Origin of the sequence: Herbaspirillum sp. GW103 (assembly GCF_000261365.1) — a bacterium.
In the GTDB taxonomy this organism is placed as follows: domain Bacteria; phylum Pseudomonadota; class Gammaproteobacteria; order Burkholderiales; family Burkholderiaceae_D; genus Herbaspirillum.
This window is the reverse complement of sequence record NZ_AJVC01000002.1, coordinates 438,142-459,580: the sequence shown is the minus strand read 5'-3', so window position 1 is coordinate 459,580 and position 21,439 is coordinate 438,142. Positions and strand designations below refer to the sequence as shown.

At 62.4% G+C, this 21,439-nt stretch carries 20 protein-coding genes; 9 read left to right on the top strand and 11 right to left on the bottom strand.

Going from position 1 to position 21,439, the window contains the following annotated elements; translation table 11 throughout:
* Window positions 1–433 precede the first annotated feature (433 nt).
* Complete coding sequence (locus tag GWL_RS03550) at window positions 434–901, top strand: hypothetical protein (RefSeq protein WP_034349894.1); 468 nt, start codon at window positions 434–436, stop codon at window positions 899–901.
* 86 nt (window positions 902–987) lie between these two features.
* Window positions 988–1,593 carry a hypothetical protein gene (locus GWL_RS03545; protein ID WP_034349892.1) on the top strand — a complete coding sequence of 202 codons (606 nt, stop codon included), beginning with the start codon at window positions 988–990 and terminating at the stop codon, window positions 1,591–1,593.
* A gap of 112 nt (window positions 1,594–1,705) precedes the next feature.
* Here the strand turns inward: GWL_RS03545 and GWL_RS03540 are convergent, their stop codons facing one another.
* The 9 genes from GWL_RS03540 to GWL_RS03500 all read right to left on the bottom strand — a co-directional run bounded on the left by GWL_RS03540 (window position 1,706) and on the right by GWL_RS03500 (window position 11,041).
* Complete coding sequence (locus GWL_RS03540) at window positions 1,706–2,482, bottom strand: class II aldolase/adducin family protein (protein WP_008326739.1); 777 nt, start codon at window positions 2,480–2,482, stop codon at window positions 1,706–1,708.
* Between the two features lie 38 nt (window positions 2,483–2,520).
* The gene (locus GWL_RS03535) at window positions 2,521–3,603 is read right to left on the bottom strand and encodes a ketopantoate reductase family protein (RefSeq protein ID WP_008326738.1); all 1,083 of its coding nucleotides are present in this window, start codon (window positions 3,601–3,603) and stop codon (window positions 2,521–2,523) included.
* A 29-nt stretch (window positions 3,604–3,632) separates the two neighbouring features.
* Window positions 3,633–4,382: an ABC transporter ATP-binding protein gene (locus tag GWL_RS03530; RefSeq protein WP_008326737.1), complete on the bottom strand. Its 750-nt coding sequence runs from the start codon at window positions 4,380–4,382 to the stop codon at window positions 3,633–3,635.
* A complete protein-coding gene (locus GWL_RS03525) occupies window positions 4,372–6,279 on the bottom strand; it encodes an ATP-binding cassette domain-containing protein (protein WP_008326730.1) in 1,908 nt (635 codons plus the stop codon). Before GWL_RS03525 ends, GWL_RS03530 begins: the two co-directional genes overlap by 11 nt.
* Entirely contained in the window at window positions 6,276–7,310 is a 1,035-nt protein-coding gene (locus GWL_RS03520) for a branched-chain amino acid ABC transporter permease (RefSeq protein ID WP_008326728.1), read from the bottom strand. Before GWL_RS03520 ends, GWL_RS03525 begins: the two co-directional genes overlap by 4 nt.
* 132 nt (window positions 7,311–7,442) lie before the next feature.
* Window positions 7,443–8,618, bottom strand: a complete 1,176-nt coding sequence (locus GWL_RS03515) for an ABC transporter substrate-binding protein (protein ID WP_008326727.1) — start codon at window positions 8,616–8,618, stop codon at window positions 7,443–7,445.
* Between the two features lie 94 nt (window positions 8,619–8,712).
* Window positions 8,713–9,456: an SDR family NAD(P)-dependent oxidoreductase gene (locus GWL_RS03510; protein WP_008326726.1), complete on the bottom strand. Its 744-nt coding sequence runs from the start codon at window positions 9,454–9,456 to the stop codon at window positions 8,713–8,715.
* 2 nt (window positions 9,457–9,458) lie between these two features.
* On the bottom strand, window positions 9,459–9,830 hold the full coding sequence (locus GWL_RS03505) for a hypothetical protein (protein ID WP_008326725.1): 372 nt from the start codon (window positions 9,828–9,830) through the stop codon (window positions 9,459–9,461).
* Between the two features lie 50 nt (window positions 9,831–9,880).
* Window positions 9,881–11,041, bottom strand: a complete 1,161-nt coding sequence (locus GWL_RS03500) for an acyl-CoA dehydrogenase family protein (protein WP_008326724.1) — start codon at window positions 11,039–11,041, stop codon at window positions 9,881–9,883.
* A 227-nt stretch (window positions 11,042–11,268) separates the two neighbouring features.
* On the opposite strand from GWL_RS03500, the gene GWL_RS03495 reads away from it, so the two are divergent.
* On the top strand, window positions 11,269–12,846 hold the full coding sequence (locus GWL_RS03495; protein ID WP_008326723.1) for an ATP-binding protein: 1,578 nt from the start codon (window positions 11,269–11,271) through the stop codon (window positions 12,844–12,846).
* 338 nt (window positions 12,847–13,184) lie between these two features.
* Window positions 13,185–14,243, top strand: a complete 1,059-nt coding sequence (locus GWL_RS03490) for a porin (protein ID WP_008326721.1) — start codon at window positions 13,185–13,187, stop codon at window positions 14,241–14,243.
* 124 nt (window positions 14,244–14,367) lie between these two features.
* Here the strand turns inward: GWL_RS03490 and GWL_RS03485 are convergent, their stop codons facing one another.
* Window positions 14,368–15,297: a LysR family transcriptional regulator gene (locus GWL_RS03485; protein WP_008326720.1), complete on the bottom strand. Its 930-nt coding sequence runs from the start codon at window positions 15,295–15,297 to the stop codon at window positions 14,368–14,370.
* A gap of 349 nt (window positions 15,298–15,646) precedes the next feature.
* Here GWL_RS03485 and GWL_RS03480 point away from each other — a divergent pair, with 349 nt between their 5' ends.
* The 4 genes from GWL_RS03480 to GWL_RS03465 all read left to right on the top strand — a co-directional run bounded on the left by GWL_RS03480 (window position 15,647) and on the right by GWL_RS03465 (window position 19,687).
* Window positions 15,647–16,813, top strand: a complete 1,167-nt coding sequence (locus GWL_RS03480) for an amidase (protein WP_008326716.1) — start codon at window positions 15,647–15,649, stop codon at window positions 16,811–16,813.
* A gap of 67 nt (window positions 16,814–16,880) precedes the next feature.
* Complete coding sequence (locus GWL_RS03475) at window positions 16,881–18,167, top strand: Rieske 2Fe-2S domain-containing protein (RefSeq protein WP_008326714.1); 1,287 nt, start codon at window positions 16,881–16,883, stop codon at window positions 18,165–18,167.
* Window positions 18,168–18,172: 5 nt separating this feature from the next.
* Window positions 18,173–18,673: an aromatic-ring-hydroxylating dioxygenase subunit beta gene (locus GWL_RS03470; protein ID WP_034349976.1), complete on the top strand. Its 501-nt coding sequence runs from the start codon at window positions 18,173–18,175 to the stop codon at window positions 18,671–18,673.
* A gap of 51 nt (window positions 18,674–18,724) precedes the next feature.
* Window positions 18,725–19,687, top strand: coding sequence for a PDR/VanB family oxidoreductase (locus tag GWL_RS03465; RefSeq protein WP_008326711.1), 963 nt, complete (start codon window positions 18,725–18,727; stop codon window positions 19,685–19,687).
* A gap of 142 nt (window positions 19,688–19,829) precedes the next feature.
* On the opposite strand, the gene hpaC is transcribed toward GWL_RS03465, so the two are convergent.
* Window positions 19,830–20,387, bottom strand: coding sequence for a 4-hydroxyphenylacetate 3-monooxygenase, reductase component (gene hpaC, locus GWL_RS03460; protein ID WP_008326708.1), 558 nt, complete (start codon window positions 20,385–20,387; stop codon window positions 19,830–19,832).
* A gap of 316 nt (window positions 20,388–20,703) precedes the next feature.
* Between hpaC and GWL_RS03455 the strand changes: the two genes are divergently transcribed.
* Entirely contained in the window at window positions 20,704–21,336 is a 633-nt protein-coding gene (locus tag GWL_RS03455; RefSeq protein WP_008326707.1) for a response regulator transcription factor, read from the top strand.
* The last annotated feature ends 103 nt before the right edge of the window (window positions 21,337–21,439 follow it).

Genomic DNA, 21,439 nt, shown 5'->3' with positions numbered 1-21,439 from the left:
GAAATGGGTTCTAATGGTCAGCACGGCAAAACCAAACCGTCGTATGCCAAAACTGTTTGCTCGTCTCTTCAATTCAAGACGGAGATGAGCGGCTAGCAATTCGGCAAAAAAATCGAATTACTTCCATTGAGAAAGTACCTCGTGCATCGGAGACTGTCGCCTTCGTCGCTCGGGGCCTCTGCTGCATCGATGAGTCCACGGGCATAGGCGGCATCCGGGACATCCTCCTTCAAACCGGGCAGGTGCACTTCGCAAGAAGTCCTGCTTTTTCTCCTGTTTGTTCACTGGCATGTTTCGGAATGCGCAAATTCTCTCTGGAAGTCGCATCGCATGCCCTCTCCCCTCAGTTTCGGCGAAAGAGATTTCCACAAAAGATTTAGCCCTACTGAAGCAAGATCTGCATATCCCACCCGCATGGCGTGTCAAAAAAAATATGGCTCCACTAGGAAAGGAATTCCCCGAAACCTATTGCACGGTATTTTCGTTACGGAAGAAAAAGCAGTGGCTTGGAGAACTTTGCCTGACATCAAACAAGGATTTCATCAAAGCCATGAGCATCAGAAATGAAGTTCCCGAAGAGGAGGACTGGGCCGACCGCAGTCGATACGAAGTCGGTTACTGGCGCGTCACGCCGCTCTCCATCTATCCAATGACGCCATTTATTCTGAAGCCAATAAAGAACTACGCCGCAGAATCTGACTGCTACATGGATGATGGACCAGTTTATCGCGCTACCAGCACTTGCCACACCGCTCTGTATGAGATGCGAAAAGGCGTCTTCATCTACAGCCTGTTTCACATATCGGACGACGTGAAGCGCAAGCAAAAGGTGAAAATTTCTGACATCCGTACCCTATGGCTTCAGGTAGGGAATAAGGTAAGAAAACAATCCAGCCGCTGATACCGCATTCAGCAGGCTCTGCAACGCTCTCCTGTCGATCAAGCCTTTCTTGGCAGACCTCATCAACAACAGAAATTAAAAACTAAATGAAAGCGTCCAATTACTACCTGCTCCTTCTCGGGGTCTTCCTAATGAATTCCGGCAAAACTGCGACTTTGTCTTCCGGTGATCTGACCTTGGTGAAAAAAGACCTGAATATTCCCAAGACATGGACCATCTCTAAAAAGCCCTCTCCATGGAACACCAGTTCCGGCGACACTTATTGCACGGTATTCTTGTCCACTGATCGAAAAAAATGGCTTGGAAATTTCTGCATTTCTTCTAGCGAAGAGGCTCGCTTTGACATGGGTGTCTGGGACGAAGTACCTGATGAAGAGCATTGGGGTGACCGTAGCAAAGAAGAAATTGGTTACTGGAGCGTCACCCCCATGTTCATCTATCCGATGACGCCATTCATCCTCGATCCCATAAAGAATTATGCGGCCGAGGTGGATTGTAGTCTTGATGAGCGGGGGAATCGGCCAACCAGCACCTGCCACACCGCCTATTACCAACTGCGTGACGGCGTTTTCCTGCACAGCGTCTTCCATATTTCCGATGACGTGAGGCGCAAGCAGAAGGCACGAATCTCGGACATTAAAACCTTATGGATCCAGGTAGGAAACAGGATCAAAAAAGAATCCAATCACTGACCACCGAAAGAGTCCCAGCGAATTCGAGCAAAGGGCGGCCGCAACGGCCCGTAACAACGCTTGGCTGCCCAAATCGACCCACCCCAGCCACCCCATTGATCTGCCCCAAAAATCAACCCACCTGATACCCCCCCTTCAACATCTTGCGCACAATCGCCTCAAAGAAAATCACCGCAAACCCGTCATTGCGAATGAGCTGCTGCGTCAGGTCCGCGCATTTCTGCCTTACCTCATCCGGCAACAGCTGATCCTCTCCCGCCATCGACCGACCCGCCACCTGGATCTCGGCGGCCCGCTGCACCGTCCACAGCAGGAAGAAGGCCCGCTGGATATCGCTCTCGCACACCGCCACCCCGTGATTGCGCAAGACCAGGATGTGCTTGTCCCCGAGGCTCTGCAGCATGCGCTCCTTCTCCTCCGCAAACAGCGTAATGCCCTCGAACTCGTGATACCCGATGCGCCCGAACAGTTGCGCGCCGTAGAAATCATTGTGCTCGAAGCCGCTCTTCTTCATCGTCACCGCCGAGATCGGCGTGGTATGCGTATGGATCACGCAGCGCAAGTCATCGCGCGCACCATGGATGGCACTGTGCAGCGCAAACCCCGCCGGATTGGCCTTGTAGTCCGAGGGTTCGGCCAGTTGCCCATCCAGCCCTACCTTGAGCAGATTGGCCGGCGTCACTTCGTTGTAGTTCAGCGCAAAGGGATTGACCAGGTAATGATGCTCCGGCCCCGGCACACGCACCGAGATATGGTTGAAGATCATCTCCGTCCAGCCCAGGTAATCCACCAGCCGGTAACAGTGCGCCAGCTGGATGCGCAGCGCCCATTCCTCGTCGCTGCAGTGGGATGGCTTATCTGCGCCATAGCTGAATTGCATGATATTCATCGATTTGACTCCTGAATCCGTAAATGAGGTGATCGCGCTCAGGCGGCCCGTGCCGCCGGCTGCGGTTGTTGTGTCTGCTGCGCTCTCTGTTGTCCTGTCTGCTCTTTCTGCTGCTGCGCCGCCTCGCCGCGAAAACGCGCCAGCGACACGATGGCGCGCGTGATCGGCATCGGGATGCCATAACGCTCGGCCATCTCCAGCACCGCATCGCCAATGGCCGCCAGTTCCAATGGCCGGCCCCGTTCCAGATCCTGCAACATCGAGGTACGGAACGCCCCCATGGCCTCGCCCAGTTGCACGAAGGTGAGCGGATCGATATCCACCCGTGCACCATGGCTGGAGGCCACCAGCAGGGTCTCGCGCATGATCTGGCTGACTACCTCGCGCAATTCCGGCAAGCCGTACAGTTGCTGCAAGGTGCCTTGCGTGATGACCGATAAAGGATTGGTGCTGATGTTGGCGATGATCTTGGTCCACAGCTTGTCGCGGATGCGATCCGTAGCGCGGGCTTCGATCCCGGCGGCCTCCACCGCCGCACGCACGCGCATGAGCCGCTCGCTCATCTCGCCGGAAGGCTCGCCCAGCACCATCAGGTGCGGATTGACACAACGGATCACGCCCGGGCTCTCGACCTCGGCCGTGATGAAGAGCACGCTGCCAATCAAGCGGTCCAGCGCAACGGCACGCGCAAGAGCCCCGTCGGGATCAACCGCCTTGACGGTCTCGCCCTCGAAGCGCCCGCCCTCGCGATGGAAATACCACCACGGCACGCCATTGCTGGTCGGGATCACTACCGTTTCTTCGCCCACCATGGACGCGATCCGGGGCAGCAAGGCTGACATGTCCTGACTCTTGGCACACAGGAAAATCACGTCCTGCTGGCCAAACTCCGGGACGTCACTGGCAACCGGACGGGCGTGCGTGGTGCCGTGCAGGTCATGCAGGCTCAGGCCACGCTCGCGGATGGCCTGCAGCGTCTGGCCGCGCGCCAAGACGCTGACCTGATGGCCAGCTGCCGACAGGCGCACGGCCAGGGTGCCGCCGATGGCGCCGGCACCGGCGATGCAGATGCGCAAGGGCGCAACAGGTGATGCAGCAGAGGGGAAAGTTGCATTGCTCATGGCAATCACTCAATCAATCAGGAAGATGTTCAACCAGCCAGCTTGTCCTGATGCTTGCCGGACAAGCCCAGGTAAGCCTCGATCACGCGACGGTCGTTGGCCAGCTGGCTGGCCGGTCCGTGCATGCGGATCTCGCCGTTTTCCAGCACGTAGCCATAATCGGCCACCTGCAGCGCAGCCCGTGCGTTCTGTTCCACCAGCAGAATGGAGACGCCACGACGGCGCAGCTCGGCGATGATGCGGAAGATCTCGCGCACGATCAGCGGCGCCAGACCCAGGCTCGGTTCATCCAGCATCAACAGGCGCGGCTTGGCCATCAGTGCACGGCCCACCGCCAGCATCTGGCGCTCACCGCCGGAGAGCGTGCCGGCCTGCTGGCTACGGCGCTCGCGCAGGCGCGGAAAGAGCGTATAGACTTCTTCCAGCGTGGCCGCGTGATCGCGCTGGCCGGTGCGGTAACGCTGGAAAGCGCCCAGCATCAGGTTGTCCTCGATGTTCATCTCCGCGAACAGCTCACGCTTCTCCGGCACCAGGGTCATGCCGGCAGCCACCATCTCTTCCACTTCCGGCGAATGGCGGATGGTCCCGTCAAAGGCCATCGCGCCGCGCGAGGGGAGCACCCCCATGATGGCCGAGAGCAGCGTGGTCTTGCCCGCGCCATTGGGGCCGATCACGGTGACGATCTTGCCCTGCTCCACCGACAGGTCGATCCCGGTCAGTACCTGCACCCGGCCATAGGCGGCCGACAGATCGCGCACTTCCAATACCTTATTGCCCATGATGTGCTCCTGCTGCAATGGCCTGGCCCATGGCCGTGTCGGCGGGCGCAGCCTGTTCCTCGTCGGCCACGCCCAGATAGGCTTCCAGCACGGCGCGGTTGTTCTGGATCTCTTCCGGCAGGCCCTCGGCGATCTTCTGGCCGAAGTCCATCACCACGATGCGGTCCACCAGTTCCATGACGAAATCCATGTCGTGCTCCACCAGCAGGATGGCCATACCCTCGCCGCGCAGCTTGCGCAGCAGCTCGCCCAGCGCCTGCTTCTCTCCCAGGCGCAGGCCGGCAGCGGGCTCATCGAGCAGCAGCAGGCAGGGATCGGCGGCCAGGGCACGGGCGATTTCCAGGATGCGCTGCTGACCCAGCGAGAGCGCACCCGCCTGTTCGAACATCTGCGCCTTCAGGCCGACCCGCTCGATCTGGCGGGCGGCTTCGGCAAGGATGCGGGCTTCTTCCTGGCGATCCAGGCGCAGCATGGAGGCAAGCACCCCGCGCTGGCCGCGCAGGTAGGCACCGATGGCAACGTTCTCCAGCACCGTCATGCGCGGCATCAGGCGCACGTGCTGGAAACTGCGGCTCATGCCCAGCCCGGCGATATGACGCGCACCGCGACCGGTGACCTCATGGCCACGGAACTGCACGCTGCCCGAGGTCGGTGTATCGACACCGGAAATCTGGTTGAAGAGCGTGGACTTGCCCGCGCCATTGGGGCCGATCAGGGCCAGCACTTCACCGGCCATTACCTTCAGGCTCATGTTGTTGTTGGCCACCAGGCCGCCGAACTTGCGGGTCACCTCCCGCACATCCAGCACCACCTCCTGCGGCGCAGGCATGGGGCGGCGCGGCAGCGCTTCGGCTTGCGGATCGATCTCCAGCCGCCGACTGCGCACCGGCACCAGCCGCGCCAGATAAGGCCAGAGGCCATCGCGCGAACGCTGCAGCAGCACCACGATCAAGAGCCCGAAGACGATGGTCTCGAAGTTGCCCGAGCGCCCCAGCACCACCGGCAGGATGCCCTGCAGCCACTCCTTGAGTACCACGATGAGGGTGGAACCCAGCACCGCACCCCAGACATGGCTGGCCCCGCCCAGCACCGCCATGAAGAGGTAGTCGATGCCAAAGCCCAGGCCGAAGGGAGACGGATTGACGAAGCGCTGCATGTGCACGTACAGCCAGCCCGAGAGCGCCGCCAGCACGGCCGCGATGACGAACACCACGATACGCATGCGCGCCGTATCGATGCCCATGGCCTCGGCCATCACGATGCCCCCCTTGAGCGCGCGGATGGCTCGGCCCTCGCGCGAATCCAGCAGATTGCTCAAGGCCGCCACGCCCGACAGCACGGCCACCCAGATCAGACCAAACATGGCGCGGTCCGAACTGAGCACGATGCCGAAGAAGCTGATGGAGGGAATGCCGGACATGCCGGTCTGGCCGCCCATGCTCTCCAGCGTACCGAAGATGAAATACAGGCTGATGCCCCACGCAATGGTGCCCAGCGGCAGGTAGTGGCCGGAGAGCTTGAGCGTGACGCTGCCCACGGCATAGGCCAGCAAGGCGGTGAGCACCAGTGCCACCACCAGGGCCACCCAAGGCGACTGCATCCACAACAGGGCCGCGGGCAACGGCAGGATCTTGGCCGACAGTGCCGCCGAGAAGTAGGCACCGAGACCGACGAAAGCCGCCTGCCCGAAGCTGGTCAGGCCGGCCACACCGGTCAGCAGCACCAGTCCCAGCACCACCAGCGAGGCCAGGCCGATGTTGTTCAACAAGGTCATGGTGAACGGCGGCAGCACGAACGGGGCGGCCGCCAGCAGGACCACGAACAGGCCCAGCGCCACGCGCGAGGACAAGCGTGCCTGCGAACGTTTGGAAGAAGAGGCGGAAGCAGCGGGTTTCATTCTTCTTCCTCCACGTGACGGGTCGACAGAGAACGCCATAGCAGGATGGGGATGATCAGCACGAAGACGATGATTTCCTTGTAGGCACTGGCCCAGAAGGTGGAGAAGGATTCGATCAGACCGATGGCCAGCGCACCGAGGGCTGCCACCGGATAGCTGACCAGCCCGCCGATGATGGACCCGACGAAGCCCTTGAGGCTGATCAGGAAGCCCGAGTCATAGTAGATCGTGGTGATGGGGGCAATCAGCACACCGGACATTACGCCAATGAGCGAGGCCAGCAGGAACATGGCCTTGCCCGCGAACACCGGGGAAATACCCATGAGGCGCGCGCCCATCCGGTTCAGCGCTGCGGCGCGCAGGGCCTTGCCATAGAGCGTGCGCTCGAACATGAGGAACAGCCCGACGATCAACAGCAGCGATACGCAGATCACCCACAGCGCCTGGCTGGACAAGCGCAGGCTGCCTACTTCCAGACTGGCGTCGGTGAAGGGAGCAGTGCGTGCGCCTTCGGGGCCGAACACCAGCAGCGCCACCCCGACCAGGGCCACATGCACGGCAATGGAGACGATCAGCAGCACCAGCGGCGAGGCTGAGGCGATGGGCTGGAAGGCCATGCGGTACATGAGCGGCCCCATCGGCACCAGCAGCAGCAGGGTCATGACGATCTGCGCCAGCATGGGCAGGGTGGAGAAGTTGACATTGAGGGCGACACCCGCCACGACCAGGGCATAGACCAGCTTGGCCGGCAGCCACAGACCGGGCCGACGGCGGCTGGTGCGCCACATGTCGTAGAGATCGAAGGCGCAGGCGCCCAGGCACATGGCCACCAGCAGCCAGGCCACGGTCAGCGACTGGCCGTTCTGCATCATGCCCATGGTCAGCGCGCCGAAGGAGACAAACTCTCCCTGCGGGATCAGCAGAATACGGGTGACGGTGAAGACCAGGACAATGGACAGCGCCAGGAGCGCATAGATGGCGCCGTTGGTGATGCCGTCCTGTCCCAGCAGCGCCACGATTTGGAGATTCATTGCGACTTCCTTGTGGAGCCGGCGCGCGCTGCCATCCAGCGGAGACGACGCGCCAGGTTCGGGATGCGTGTGGAGGTGAAACGCTCCGGCGGTCCGGCGTGGAGGCCGGGGCCGACGGAGCAGGCAAGGTCCTTATGGCTTGAGCAGGGTCCAGTTGCCACCCTTGACGGTGATCAGTTCGCGTCCGCGCTCATCGAACCCGCTGTGGTCGGCCGGGCTCATGTTGTAGACGCCCTGGGTGCCTACCACTTCCCTGGTATTCTCCAGTGCATCACGCAGGGCGGCCCGGAATTCCCTGCTGCCCGGCTTGGCCTTTTTGGCAGCGACGGGAATGGCCTTCTCCAGCAGCAGGCCGGCGTCATACACGTTGGCGCCGAAGGTGGCGGGCACGGCGTTGTACATCTTCTTGTAGGCGTCGATGTAGTCGGTGGCGACCTTCTTGGAGGGATTGCTGTCCGGGATCTCCGGCAGCACCAGCATCAGGCTGGCCGCCAGGATGGTGCCCTCGACCTTGTTCTTGCCCAGTTGCAGGAAGGCCGGCAAGGCCGCGCCGTGGGTCTGGTACATCTTGCCCTTGTAGCCCTGGTCATACAGCGTGGTCTGCGGCAGGACCGTGGCGGCACCCGGTGCGGCCACCAGCACCGCATCGGGGTTGGCCGCGAGGATCTTCAGGGTCTGCGCGGTCACCGAGGTATCGGTGCGCTGATAGCGCTCGTTGGCGACGATCTTGATGTTGTTCTTGGCGGCCAGCTCACTGAAGACCTTGGCCCAGTTCTCACCGAAGGGATCGTTGATGGTGATGAAACCCACCGTCCTGATCTTGCTCTTGACCATCTGCGCCACCAGCGCGCTGGCAATCAGATCATCGTTCTGGGTGGTCTTGAAGACCCACTTCTTCTGCTCCGTCATCGGCAGGACCACGGCGGCGGTACCGACCGGGGCCAGCAGGGGTACGCCCGCCTCGGCGACAAAGGAGATCACGCCCATGGCATTGGGCGAACCGCTGGGGCCGATGATGGCATCGACGTTGTATTCGGAGATCAGCTTCTTGACTTCGGTGACCGACTTGGTCGGATCGCTGGCATCGTCCAGCGAGATGTATTCGATCTTGAGATCACCGGCCTTGGTCGGCAGCAGCGGCACGGTATTCTTTTGCGGAATACCCACCAGCGAAACCGGCCCGGTCGAGGAGGTCACGACCCCGATCCTGACCTGGGCAAAGGCAGCATTGCCGGCGACGCTGGCGAGGGTTCCGGCAGCGGCCAGGACGGCAGTGGCGGCGGTGGCAATCAGACGTTTGTGCAGCATGTGTTTCTCCCTTGTTGGTTGAGATGATGGCGGGCTTTCCCACTACGCCACCGATCTGGGACAGCAATCTGACATCGGCGCAGGGCCGCTCCGCTCAACGCATGTAGAGCCCGCCATTGATGTCGAGGCAGGCACCGGTGGCCGAGCCCGCCTCGGGCGACGCCAGCAGCAGGACCGCGTCGGCGATGAAGTCGGGTTCGCCCAGCGTCTTGACCGGAATGGTGGCGATGGTGGCGGCCAGCTTGTCGGCCGGGACGATCTCGCGCACGATGGGCAAATCCAGCGGACCCGGCGAGATGGCGTTGACGGTCACCCCCGCCCCCGCCAGTTCCCGTGCAAAGACCTTGGTCAGCGTCAGCACCGCTCCCTTGGCCGCGGCATAGTGCGCACCGGTGGCGGTACCGCCGTTCTGTCCGGCCAGCGAGGCGATGTTGATGATGCGTCCGTAGCCGCGATCGGCAAAGCGTTTGCCGAACACCTGGCACGCAAGAAACGTGCCTTTCATGTTGATGGCCGTGACCTCGTCCCACTCCTCGGGAGTGATCTCCATGAGTGGTGCCACGCGCGAGCGGCCGGCATTGTTGACCAGCACCGCCGCCCCGCCCCAGCGCAGTTCGATGGCATCGCAGGCGGCGATGAAGTCGGGCTTGCGGCGCACATCCAGCGCCAGCGGCATGGCGGTGGCGCCGCTTGCGTCGAGACTGGCGGCCACTGCCGAGACCTGCTCCAGGTCGATGTCGGCCAGCGCCACCTTGTAGCCGGCCGCGTGCATCTTGCGCGCGATGCTTTCACCGAGGCCGCGTGCGGCGCCGGTGACCAGGGCAATCTTCTTGTCCATGATCAGCCGCCCTGAATGATCAGGGCACGACCCACGCGGGCTTCGATCTTGCCGTACTTCCACAGACGGTGTTCACCAACCATGGTGGTGCGGAACAGGTTGCAGGCAGCCACCACCGTATCGAGGTCGACCACGTCGGCCATGATGTAGAAGGTCCAGGGAGCGTCGTCGGACTTGCCCACCATCAGGCGATCGTCATCCATGGTGCCCAGCACCTTGATGCCGTCCATGGTGGCCAGGGCGGTCATCATCTGGCCATAGGCCTGCCACACCGGACCGGTCTCGGTGGCGGGCAGGTCGAAGAAGTTTTGCGTCACGCCGACACAGAAGAGGACGCGCAGCGGTTCTTTGTCATTGTCTGGAATTTGGCTCATGGAGGCTCCGGGCTGAAAACGAGAGAATAAAAATGCGAGAAGGCAGCGGCTTACAGGAAGCCCGGCATCGGCGGCACGCCCAGCGTGACCGCACCGGCACCGTCATAGATGCCCTCGCCCAGAAAGGCGTGCTGCTTGACCACGGCGGCATCGCGCAGGTAGCGCTGCAGCGGGTGGTTGCTGTAGATGGCAGTGGTGCCGGCCAGACCGAACATGGCCTGTGTGACTTCATTGCCGACCTTGGCAATTTCCACGGCAGTCAGGCGCAGCAGGCTGACCTGCTCGGGCGTGACGGGGTTGCCTGCGAGGATGCAATTCCAGACTTCGCTGGTGGCGTCATAGAGGAAGGCGCGCGCCGAACGCAATTTCGCTTCGGCCTTGGCGACCTCGATGCGCACATAGGAACGGTCGGCCAGCTTGGGCGCACCGGTAATGGCCACACGACCGCCGGACATCTGGTTGATCTCGTCGATGGCGGCGCGTCCCACGCCCAGGTTCACCACGGCCAGCACCTGGGCGGCATAGGCGATGGTCGGATAACGGTACAGCGGTTCATCGATGGTGGCAGCACCGCCACGGATGAAGGTCCACTCATCTGCAACGAATTGCTGGCTGACCTTGAGGTCATGGCTGCCGGTGCCGACCAGTCCCATCACGTCCCAGTTGTCGATGATCTCGACCTGCTCCGGCGGCAGCACGGCGGTGCGCGGCTTGGAGCCGGCCTGGCCGGGCATGGCCGCTCCGATACCCACGCCCAGGACATCGGCGCCCTTGCAGCCGCTGCCGAATTTCCAGGTGCCATTGACCATCCAGCCGCCGTCAACCTGGGTCGCTGGCTGCAGCGGGAACAGGCCACCGGCGAAGGTCAGGTCCGGACCGTTGGCGTAGAGCCTGGCCTGCGTTTGCTTGGGCAAGGCGGCCAGGTAGACCGAGGCCGAACCGAAACTGGCGACCCAACCCACCGACGCATCGGCCACCGAGATCCGTTCGATCAGCTGCAGGAAATCCATGGGCGACATGCCGCTGCCGCCAAAGCACTGCGGGGTGGCGGCGCGATAGACCCCGACCTTCTTCAACTGCGCGATGAAATCCCTGGGCACGAAGCGCTGCGCGGCGAATTCGTCGCGGCGAGCGCGGATCTCGGCCAGCAGCGGGACCAGGGCATCTTCTTCACGGACCGCCAGCGCGGCCGGGTTTTCCATCACGGACATTGCATTCTCCAGGTGGCTTGCATCAGAATGAAGTCGAGTGTAGGGAGCGGCCCCTCCCGGTTCAATCGGGAGCGCTGCAGTTTTTTTTAGGGGAATAGGTGAAGTCTTCTAAAGAAAACCCCTAGGCCTGTTCCCGAACTGCGAAGCCGGTGTGCCCTTGTTTGCGTGAACCCATCCATGGAGCAAACACCCTCCGGCAGATCATGAAGCGATGACCGAGAGAAGCGATGTCCGAACAATCCGCCGCCCCACCTTCCCCTGCTCTGCCCGAGGACACCATCCGCTTCGGGCTCGACGATTTCCGCCGCATGATGGAGGCGCTGCCCATGTGCATCATCCTGCATGACGCCCGCACCAAGTCCATCCTCTGGGCCAATCCCTCGGCCTGCCAGGTGCTGGGATTCACGCTGGAAGAACTGCTGCCCCTGAAGGCCCCGGACATGAGCCGGCAGTCGCACGAATACCGTCGCGAGATCGGCCGCAAGTGGCTGCACGATGCCGTGCTCCATGGCAGCAACATGGTTGAGTGGTGCTACCGCGCCAAGAACGGTGACGAGATCCTGTCGGAAGCCATTGCCACGCTGGTGCCGCTGACCGAGCGCGACGTCATCATGGTGCAGTTCCGCGATATTGCGCGCGAGGAACAGATACGGCGCGAGATGAAGAAGCTCGAGAGCCGCCTCAAGGAATTCATGCAGGACTCCGACGAGGGCGTGACGGTCCTGCGTTCCGACGGCGGCATCGAATACCTGAGCGACGCCGGGCGCAAGCTGCTGGGGGTACGGCCGGGCCAGAATCCGCCCAAGAACTTCGTCGAGCAATGCCTGCCGGAGTCGCGCGAGGAATTGCTGGAGTTGCTCACGCTGTCGCTGCCGGACGCGATCAGCTTCCCGCTGCGCTACCAGATCCTGCGCAAGGATGGGCTGGTGCGCTGGCATCATGCGGTGTGCCGCTACATCGAGATCGAAAACGACCTCAAGGGCCATCTGCTGCACTTCCATGACATCACGGACCAGGTTGAGGCCGAGGAGGCGCGACGCCGCGACCAGGCCGCGCTGGAATACCTGGCGCGTCACAATGCCATGGGCGAGATGGCGACGGCCATCGCGCATGAGCTGTCGCAGCCGCTGGCGGCGATCCGCAACTTCCTCGAAGGCTCGGTCCTGCGCATCCGCCACAGCCAGGCTCTGGGCGAACAGGCCGGGCAGATCGTATGGGGACTGGAAAGCGCCAGCCGCCAGGTTGACCACGCGGCCACCATCATCAAGAGCGTGCGCGAATACGTGGTTCGACTGGAGCAGAGCGAGGGGCTCATCGACCTCAACGCGGTCCTCGAGGAGGTGCGCTGGTTCATCGAAATGAAGGCCGCCGAAAGCAAGGTACACCTGCACATCGAAACGCAGACGCAGCCCTTGATGGTGAGTTGCGAGAAGGTACTGATCGGCCAGGTGATCTTGAATCTCGCCTTCAATGCCATCGAGGAGATGACGGCATTCCCCGAGGGTGCGCGCCATGTACGCATCGGTACTGCCCGTAGCGGCGGCAATGCCCTGCTGACCGTGGCCGACGAAGGACGCGGTATCGATGCCGGTCATCGCGAGCGGCTCTTCGATGGCTTCTTCTCTTCCAAGGTCAGCGGCAACGGCATCGGCCTGGCACTGTGCAAGAACATCATTGCCCGCCATCGCGGCGACATCTGGGCACAACCCGGAGAGGTGCAGGGTGCAGCAGCGCACGTGCAAGAGGACAAGCCACGCGGCACTCGCTTCTGCTTCACGCTGCCGTTGGTCCAACGCCACACCTAAAGATAGCTTTAGGGTCCACAAGCGACGCGCCGGCTTGGTGATTGTGCGCACTTGCATGGTGAGGTTCTGCACGATTGTCCCGCCTGAAGGCCGATTCATGCACCGGATTCGAGAGTCGATGCCACATCGGCCGCGTACATGAATGACGCTTATTCCCGCTATCGGCTGCATCAATTTGATCTGACGCAAATGCGCTTCCTATGATGGGCACACATGACGACTTGTCATGCACGCCACGCAGACCTCCACCGCACCAGGCTGCGTTCGCCGCTGCGCACCGGACTCACCCGGCACGCTGCGCGACCATCACACTGCAACACCACAGGGAGCCTTGTCACATGAAGAAGAAACTACTGGCCGCCGCCTTGCTCGCGGCCGGCACGGGGATGGCACATGCACAGAGCAGCGTCTCCATCTATGGCCTGATCGATCTGGGCCTGACCTACTACTCCAACGCCACCAAGTCCGGCGGCGGCAGCGCTTCGCTGCTGCGCATGGATAGCGGCATCGCCCAGGGCAGCCGCATCGGCTTCAAGGGCACAGAAGATCTGGGCGGGGGGCTCAACGCCTTCTTCACGCTGGAGACCGGCTTCGGTGCCGATGACGGCAGTCTCGGCCAGGGTGGCCTGCTGTTCGGCCGCCAGTCCTTCGTCGGCCTGGGCAGCAAGCAATGGGGATCGATCAGCGTGGGCCGCCAGTATGACTTCATGGCCAATATCGGTGGTCAGTACGCAATGGGCGCCTTGTCGCCGGCCGGCTCCCTGGGCTGGGGTCTGCATGCCGATGCCGCCCACGGCACGGCCTTGAACAACCACATCTATGGCGGCGACCGCACCAACAACTCGATCAAGTACAACAGCGCCAAGTTCGGTGGCCTGAGCTTCGGTGCCATGGTCGGCCTGGGCGAAACGGCTGGCAACAACAATGCGGGCCGCACCGTCAGCGCCGTGGGCCAGTACGACAGCGGCGCCTTCAGCGGTGCACTGGCCTACACCGACGTCAAGGACAGCACCGGCAGCTTCTCCACGCGCATCTACGGCGGCGGCGCGCGCTACCGGATCGGTGCCTTCACACCCTTCGGCGTCATCACTCAGGTCAAGAACACCAGTACCAGTGCCAAGGCCACCACCTATGAACTGGGCACGGTCTATGCGTTGACGCCGCTGTGGGATCTGGCAGCGGCCTACCAGTTCCAGAAGCGCAACCAGGCCGTGGGCAATGCCCAGGCGCTGGTGGCGACGGTGGACTACAAGATCTCCAGGCGCACCGACCTGTACCTGAGCGCCGTGTATGACCGCGACAAGGGCTACAACGCCTATCCGGTCTTCGGTGGCGGCATCCAGTCATCGACCGGCAACCAGAGCGCAGTGCGCCTGGGCATTCGTCATCGCTTCTGAAACGAGCGACGACGGACGACGACGGACGACTTGAGGAGGGAAGACCGCGGCCGACATCCGGCGGTCTTCCCGCAGGAGAACGGCCCGCCGCACTGGCGGGCCTTCTGCCTTGCACGGGAGGCGATCAGCTGCTGCGACCGTAGCTCTGCAGCATGTCGATGACGATCTGGCGCAACCAGCTGTTGCCGGCATCGGCATCGAAGGCCGGGTGCCAGTGCAGGGTGATGTCCACCGCCGGCAGTTTGACCGGCAGTTCGTAGGAGAGGAATACATCCGGGTGTTCGCTGTGAAAGAGCCTGGCGATACGCGCCGGGACGGTCGCCACCAGATCGGACTTGCCGAGGATGCGCGGCAGCACCGTGAAGTGCGGGATCGACAGGCTGATCTTGCGCTGCACCCCGAGATTGCGGAAGGAGTTCTCGACCTGGTGATGACTGCTCTCGGCGGACTCCACCAGTACGTGCGAGAGCGACAGGAATTCGTCCAGCTGCAACTGTTCCCGCGCAGGCAGCGCAGGCCGCTTGCGCATCATGCAGACATAGGTTTCGCGAAACAGCAGTTCGTGGCAGGTCACCGCCTTCAGGGCCGGCAGGTTGCCGAAGGCGAAATCGAGCTGTCCCGTGCGCAGGGCTTCTTCCAGATGCGCCGGCGACACCTGCTCCACCTGCAGTCGCGTGTGCGGTGCCTGCGCCGTCAGCAGTTCGCACAGCTGCGGCAGGAACATCATTTCGGCCACGTCGGTCATCGAGGCGCGAAAGACGCGCGTACTGGCGGCCGGATCGAAGCGCTCGGTATAGCGCAACGCATCCTGCACCGCCTGCAGCGCGCGATTGATGGGCTTGGACAGTTCCAGCGCGGCGGGGGTGGGCTGCATGCCCTCCTTGGTGCGGATGAAGAGCGGGTCATCGAAGATCTGGCGCAGCCGTCCCAGGGCGTAGCTCACCGCTGGCTGTGACAGGTGCAGGCGATTGCCGGCCAGGGTCAGGCTGCGTTCATCGGCGATGGCCTGGAAGACCCGCAGCAGGTTCAGGTCCATGTTGTTGAAGGTCGCCATAGCAGTCTCCGGAAGGGGTCGCGCAGGGCCTGGGGCCGATCAGCGATATCAAGGAAAAGCGGTCATCACTATCCATGCCGCTTATGTGAAAAATATTTTACATCAATTTGATCTATTTTAAGGCGACTTTTAGAATGCTTCATATCAGCCAAGGAACCCGCCTGCATCCCGCTTCCCGCGTGGATTGCCAGCCTGTACGCCCCCATTTGAACGGCAGCGCCATGAACCCTCAGCCCATGTCTTCCTCTCCCCGGCAGACAACAGTGTCAGCCCCTGTTTCGGCCCGCAAGCGCCGCGAGCAGTCCACCCTGCAAGAACAGGCCCGCATCGTCTGCCTGGGAGCCGCAGGATGAGCAACGCCACCCCGCGCACCGTCCCCGGCACCGGCAACGCCCTGCTCTCGCGCTTCCACCTGGGGGGCAGCGGCCCGACGGTGGCCATCAAGGATTGCATCGACATCGCCGGCCAACCCACCTGCGGCGGCAGCGCCGCGCTGGCCGACGCACCACCGGCCACGGCCCACGCCGATGTGGTCCGCAAGTTGCTGGAGGCCGGCTGGCAAATCACCGCCCGCGCCAACATGCACGAACTGGCCTATGGCATGACCGGCATCAATGACTGGAACGGCACCGCCGTCAATCCACAGGACGCAAGCCGCATGACCGGTGGCTCCTCCAGCGGCTCGGCCTCGGCCGTGGGCGCGGGGCTGGTGGATATGTCCATCGGCAGCGATACCGGCGGCTCGATCCGCCTGCCCGCAGCCTGCTGCGGCGTGATCGGATTGAAGCCGACCTTTGGACGCGTCAGCCGCGCCGGGGCGTATCCGGCGGTGAGCAGTCTGGATTGCGTGGGCCCGTTTGCGCGCAGCATGGACCTCATCATCAGCGCCATGGCCAGCATCGCCCCCGGTTTCGACCGCGCTGCCGCTACCGCAGCGGTAGCACAGGCCGGCGTAAAACTGGTGACGGTACAGGCCGATCCCGAGATCGCAGAGGCCGTCGCCACCGCCTTCGCCGCCAGCGGCTGGCAAGGCGCTGCCTGGACCCCGCACCACATGCACGCCGCCTTTGAAGCCGGCATGACCCTCATCAACCGCGAGACCCATGATGCCTTCGGTCATCTGCTGGGCCTGGGCAAGCTGGGGGCGGATATCGAGAAACGCCTCTCGGCGGCGGCCACCACCAGCGATGAAGCCGTGGCCCAGGCCGAAGCCGTGCGCGCCGCCTTCAGCGCCGAAGTCGATGCTGCGCTGGCTGACGCCGATGCGCTGCTGCTGCCGACGCTGCCGGCCCTGCCGCCGACGCTGGCGGCGATCGGCCAGGGTGCCTCGGTGCTGATGCTGTCTTCGCTGGTGCGGCCCTTCAACCTGTCCGGCCATCCGGCCCTGAGCATTCCGGTGCCCATCGCCGGCAGCCCGCTCAAGGCCGGGCTGCAACTGGTGGGCCGCAAGGGCGATGACGAACGCATCTGCGCGCTCGGCCTGCACCTGGAGCGCGTGCTCAGCCAGCAGGCATGAGCATCACTGATCACATCAGCTCGCCAAGATCAACACTGACAACGACTGCAAGCCACTGGAGAAAGCCATGAATGCACCGCTACGCTTCCACCCGCGCAAGACCGATTCCTCCTATGCCGATCTGGTACAGGATGCGGTGGTGGATCCTTCGCTCTACACCGATCCGGCCATCTTCGAAGCGGAGATGGACAAGATCTTCTACAAGACCTGGATCTGGGTCGCCCATGAAAGCGAGATCAGGAACCCGGGCGACTTCAAGACTGCCCAGATCGGCCGCCAGCCGGTCATCGTAGTACGCGACAAGACCGGCAAGGTCAACGTGCTGGAAAACCGCTGCCGCCACCGTGGCGCCACCGTGTGCGAAAAGCACAAGGGCAATGCCACCGGTTTCACCTGCCCGTATCACAGCTGGTCCTATGGCCTGGATGGCAAGCTGCGCGGCCTGCCCTATCCGGAAGGCTATGAAGAGGTCATCGAAAAGGCCGACCTGCCCCTGCAGAGCCTGCGTGCGGAGAGCTACAACGGCATGATCTTCGCCTCCTTCAACCAGGAGATCGAACCGCTGTCGGACTTTCTCGGCCATGCCAAGAAATGGATCGACCTGTTCATGAAGCAAGGGGCCGGATTCCCCATCAAGGTCCAGGGCGAGCACAAGTTCAGCTTCAAGGGCAACTGGAAGATCCAGCTGGAAAACACCACTGACGGCTATCACTTCCCGGTGGTGCACAAGACCTTCCTGTCGTCGGTCGATGAAGAAACTTCCGAGATGCTCTCCTTCATGACCGATGACCAGTCCATCACCCGCTCGCTGGGCAATGGCCACAGCGTCATGATCATGGTGCCCGAACACGTGGACCTGGATGTGGACGATGGCAGCGAACAACTGCAGGAGCGCTTCGCCCACGTCACCGAAGAACTCTCCAGAACCATGCCGCCCGAACAGGTGCGCCGCATCGTGCGCTCGCTGCACGGCGCCGGCTTCAACCTGAACCTGTTCCCCAATGTGGCCATGTCGATGTCCTTCTTCCGGGTGCTGCATCCGGTGTCGGTGGGCGAGACACAGATCCGCCACGTGGCCCTGGGCATGGACGGCGGCCCCGAAATCGCCAACCGCGAACGCCTGCGCATCCACGAACACTTCCAGGGTCCGTTCGGCTTTGGCAGCCCCGATGACGCCGAAGCCTGGGAACGCGTACAGACCGGCTCCTACGCCGGTCGCAATGCGCCCATCCTGGTCAATCGCGGCCTGAACCGCGAATGGGTGGACGACAACGGCGACAAGGTGTCGCACTCGACCGATGAAACCGGCATGCGCGAAGCCTATGCCATGTGGAAAAAGATGATGGAGAAATGATCGATATGAACCAACAAGACACTCTGCAAGGCATCCCCGCGCCCATGGCGCGTGCCATCGCCTTCATCTGGAAGGAAGCTGAACTATTGGACCGAAAGGACTATGCCGCCTGGCAGTCCCTGTGGACCGAGGATGGTTACTACGTGGTGCCCATCGATCCCGAGACCACCGACTATGCGGCCACGCTGAACTACGCCTACGACAATGCCCACATGCGCAAGATCCGCATCGAACGCCTGACCTCGGGCCACGCGATGTCGGCCGTGGATGCGGCGGCGACCGTGCGCACGGTGTCGCGCTTCGTCCCGGTGCACCTGTCGGAGGAGCTGGTCGAAATCACCTCGGCCCAGGTGCTGGTGGGCTACAAGCGCCAGCAGCACACGATGTTCGTGGCCAACCTCACGCATCGCCTGCGCTTCACGCCCCAGGGTCCGAAGATCGAGCAGAAGGTGATCCGCCTCATCAACTCCATGGACAGCCTCAACGCGCTGGGCTTCCTGCTCTGAGCGTGCGCACCGCACATTCGCACTTGAAATGAACCGACGAGTATTGGCCTCATGAAACTGATCGTAGACACCCTCACCGATGAAACCGGCGACATCCGTTCCTTCCGCCTGGTGCGCGCCGATGGCGCCCCGCTGCCAGCCTACGAGCCGGGGGCCCACATCGACGTCACCGGGCCGACCGGGATCATGCGCCAATACTCGCTGTGCGGCCCGCTGGAAGACCGCTGCGGCTATACCATCGCGGTCAAGCGTGAAGCGGCTTCGCGCGGCGGCTCGGCGGCCTTGCATGATGCCGTCAAGCCGGGCATGGAACTGGAAGTGGGTACGCCGCGCAACCTCTTCGCGCTCGACACCAGCGCACCGGAACATCTGCTCTTCGGTGCAGGCATCGGCGTGACCCCTCTGCTGGCGATGGCCTATCGCCTCTGGGCTGACCAGAAGCCCTTCACACTGCATTACTTCGTGCGGGCACGCGAGCATGCGGCCTTTGCCGATCTGCTGGACAATGCCCCCTTCGCCGCGCAGGTGCGTTTCCACTATGCGGTGATGCCGGCGCAGATGGCGCACTACCTCACGGCTTGCCTGGAAGCCGGCAGCAAGGAAGCCCACGTCTACACCTGTGGCCCGGCGCCTTTCATGGAAGCGGTGGTCAAGTGCGCAGCGGCCAGCCGCAGCGAAGAGGCGATCCACCTTGAACACTTCGCCGCACCGGCGGCCCCGGCCACTTCTGCCGAAGTCGGTGGTGATGCGGCCTTCGAAGTCAAGCTGGCCAGCTCGGGCAAGGTAGTGCAGATTCCGGTAGGTATTCCCATCGTCGATATCCTGGCGCGCGAGGGCATCGTCATCGATACCTCCTGCCGCGAAGGCATCTGCGGCACCTGCGTGGTACCGCTGCTGGAGGGCGAGCCGGATCATCGCGACAATTGCCTGTCCAGGAAGGAAAAGGCGGCCAATGACCAGATCTGCACCTGTGTCTCGCGGGCCAGGTCGGGGATGCTGGTGCTGGATCTTTGACGCACACACTGGCGTCTGTCCTGGTCCGAACGGTTTTCGCACACTCTGCGCGCACACTGTTCTCAAATAGCCGGACGTAAAAGCATGAATGCCATTCAGCATTGTGCTGAATGGCATTCATCTTTGATGACGGGTAAAGAATTTACAGCGCCGTACGCTTGACCTTGTGGAACAGCCGGTTGAAGTAGATGAGGCTGTCCTTCTTCTCATTGACCTTGACCTCGGCCAGCTCCACGAACATCACCGAGTGCGTGCCCACCTCCTTGAACTCGCGGATGCGTCCCTGCAGCTTGACCAGCGCGTCGGCCAGCACCGGCTGCCCCAGTTCGCCGGGTTCTTCCCAGATATCCCAACCGAAGCGCTCTTCCATCGGGACCTTGGTGGCACCGGAGAAGTGCATGGCCAGTTGTTCCAGCTCGTCGGAGAGCACATTCACGCACAGGCGACCATTCTTCTTGAACACGTCGTGCATGGCACTGCCGCGATTGATGCAGACCAGGATCGTGGGCGGGGTATCGGTGACCGAACAGACCGCCGACGCAGTGATGCCGCAACGGCCTCCCTGGCCATCGGTGGTGATGATGGACACCGCCGCCGGCAGATGCGCCATGGCATTGCGAAATTCCAGCTGCTCGGGCGCAAGGGCGGCGCAGGCGATGGGTGCGGCGGTTTTTTCTTTCTGGATGGCGGTGCTGTGCATGGAATCTCCCTGTGATGCACGCCGATGAAGCACGGCGCTCGATGACAGCAGGTTAAGGCATGAGCATGGTGCAGACAATCCGGGCCACACGCCCGCCCCACAGGGGATTGCGGCAAAAGATCTAGGTAAAAATACCTAGACCATCGTCAGGAGGAGGGTGTTACAGTGGCGCTGATCCCAAGAATTTCAGGCCTGTTTTTTGCATAAGTCAAAGCGCAAGGATTTGATTTGTGCCGACCAGACCATCAAGACATCGAGAGGGTCGGAAATAGTGCCGGTGCAAGCCGGCTCCATTTTGACGAGACGAGGAGTGCAGATGGAAACCAACCCGCCGGTGGTCTACATCGTCGACGATGACGAGGCCGTTCGGACCTCGCTGGCCTGGCTGCTGAGCTCGGTCAATATCCGGACCGAATGCTTCGAGGGTCCCGAGGCCTTTCTCAAGGCCTATGACGCCAACAGCCTGTCCTGCCTGATTCTGGATGTGCGCATGCCCGAGATCAGCGGCTTCCAGCTGCAGGATCGCCTCAAGGAAATCGGGGCCGACATCCCCGTGATCTTCGTCTCGGGGCATGGCGACATCCCCATGTCGGTGCGCGCCCTGCACAATGGCGCGGTCGACTTCCTGGAAAAGCCCTACAACTCGCAGCAGATGCTCGAACGCATCCAGATGACGCTTAAGCACGTGGCCGGCAACATGCAGGCCCGCGAGCGCCGCCAGCTACTGAAGGCGCGCCTGAAAACGCTCACGGCACGCGAGCGCGAGATCCTGGAGAAGGTCATCATGGGCCAGTCCAGCAAGCTCATCGCGCGCGACCTCAACATCAGCGTCAAGACGGTGGACGTGCATCGCGCCAGCGTCAAGGACAAGCTCGGCTGCCAGAGCACGGCAACGCTGGTGCGCGATGTGCTGATGGACTTCGGGCCTGAATTTCTCAGGGCGGCCTAATCGCTGCTGAACTGTCCTGATCTTCCCTCTTCCCTCGACCCTCTACCCTCTTTCCTGAGCCTGCATGACAAGGGCCGCAGCATGCTGCGGCCCTTGTCGATGT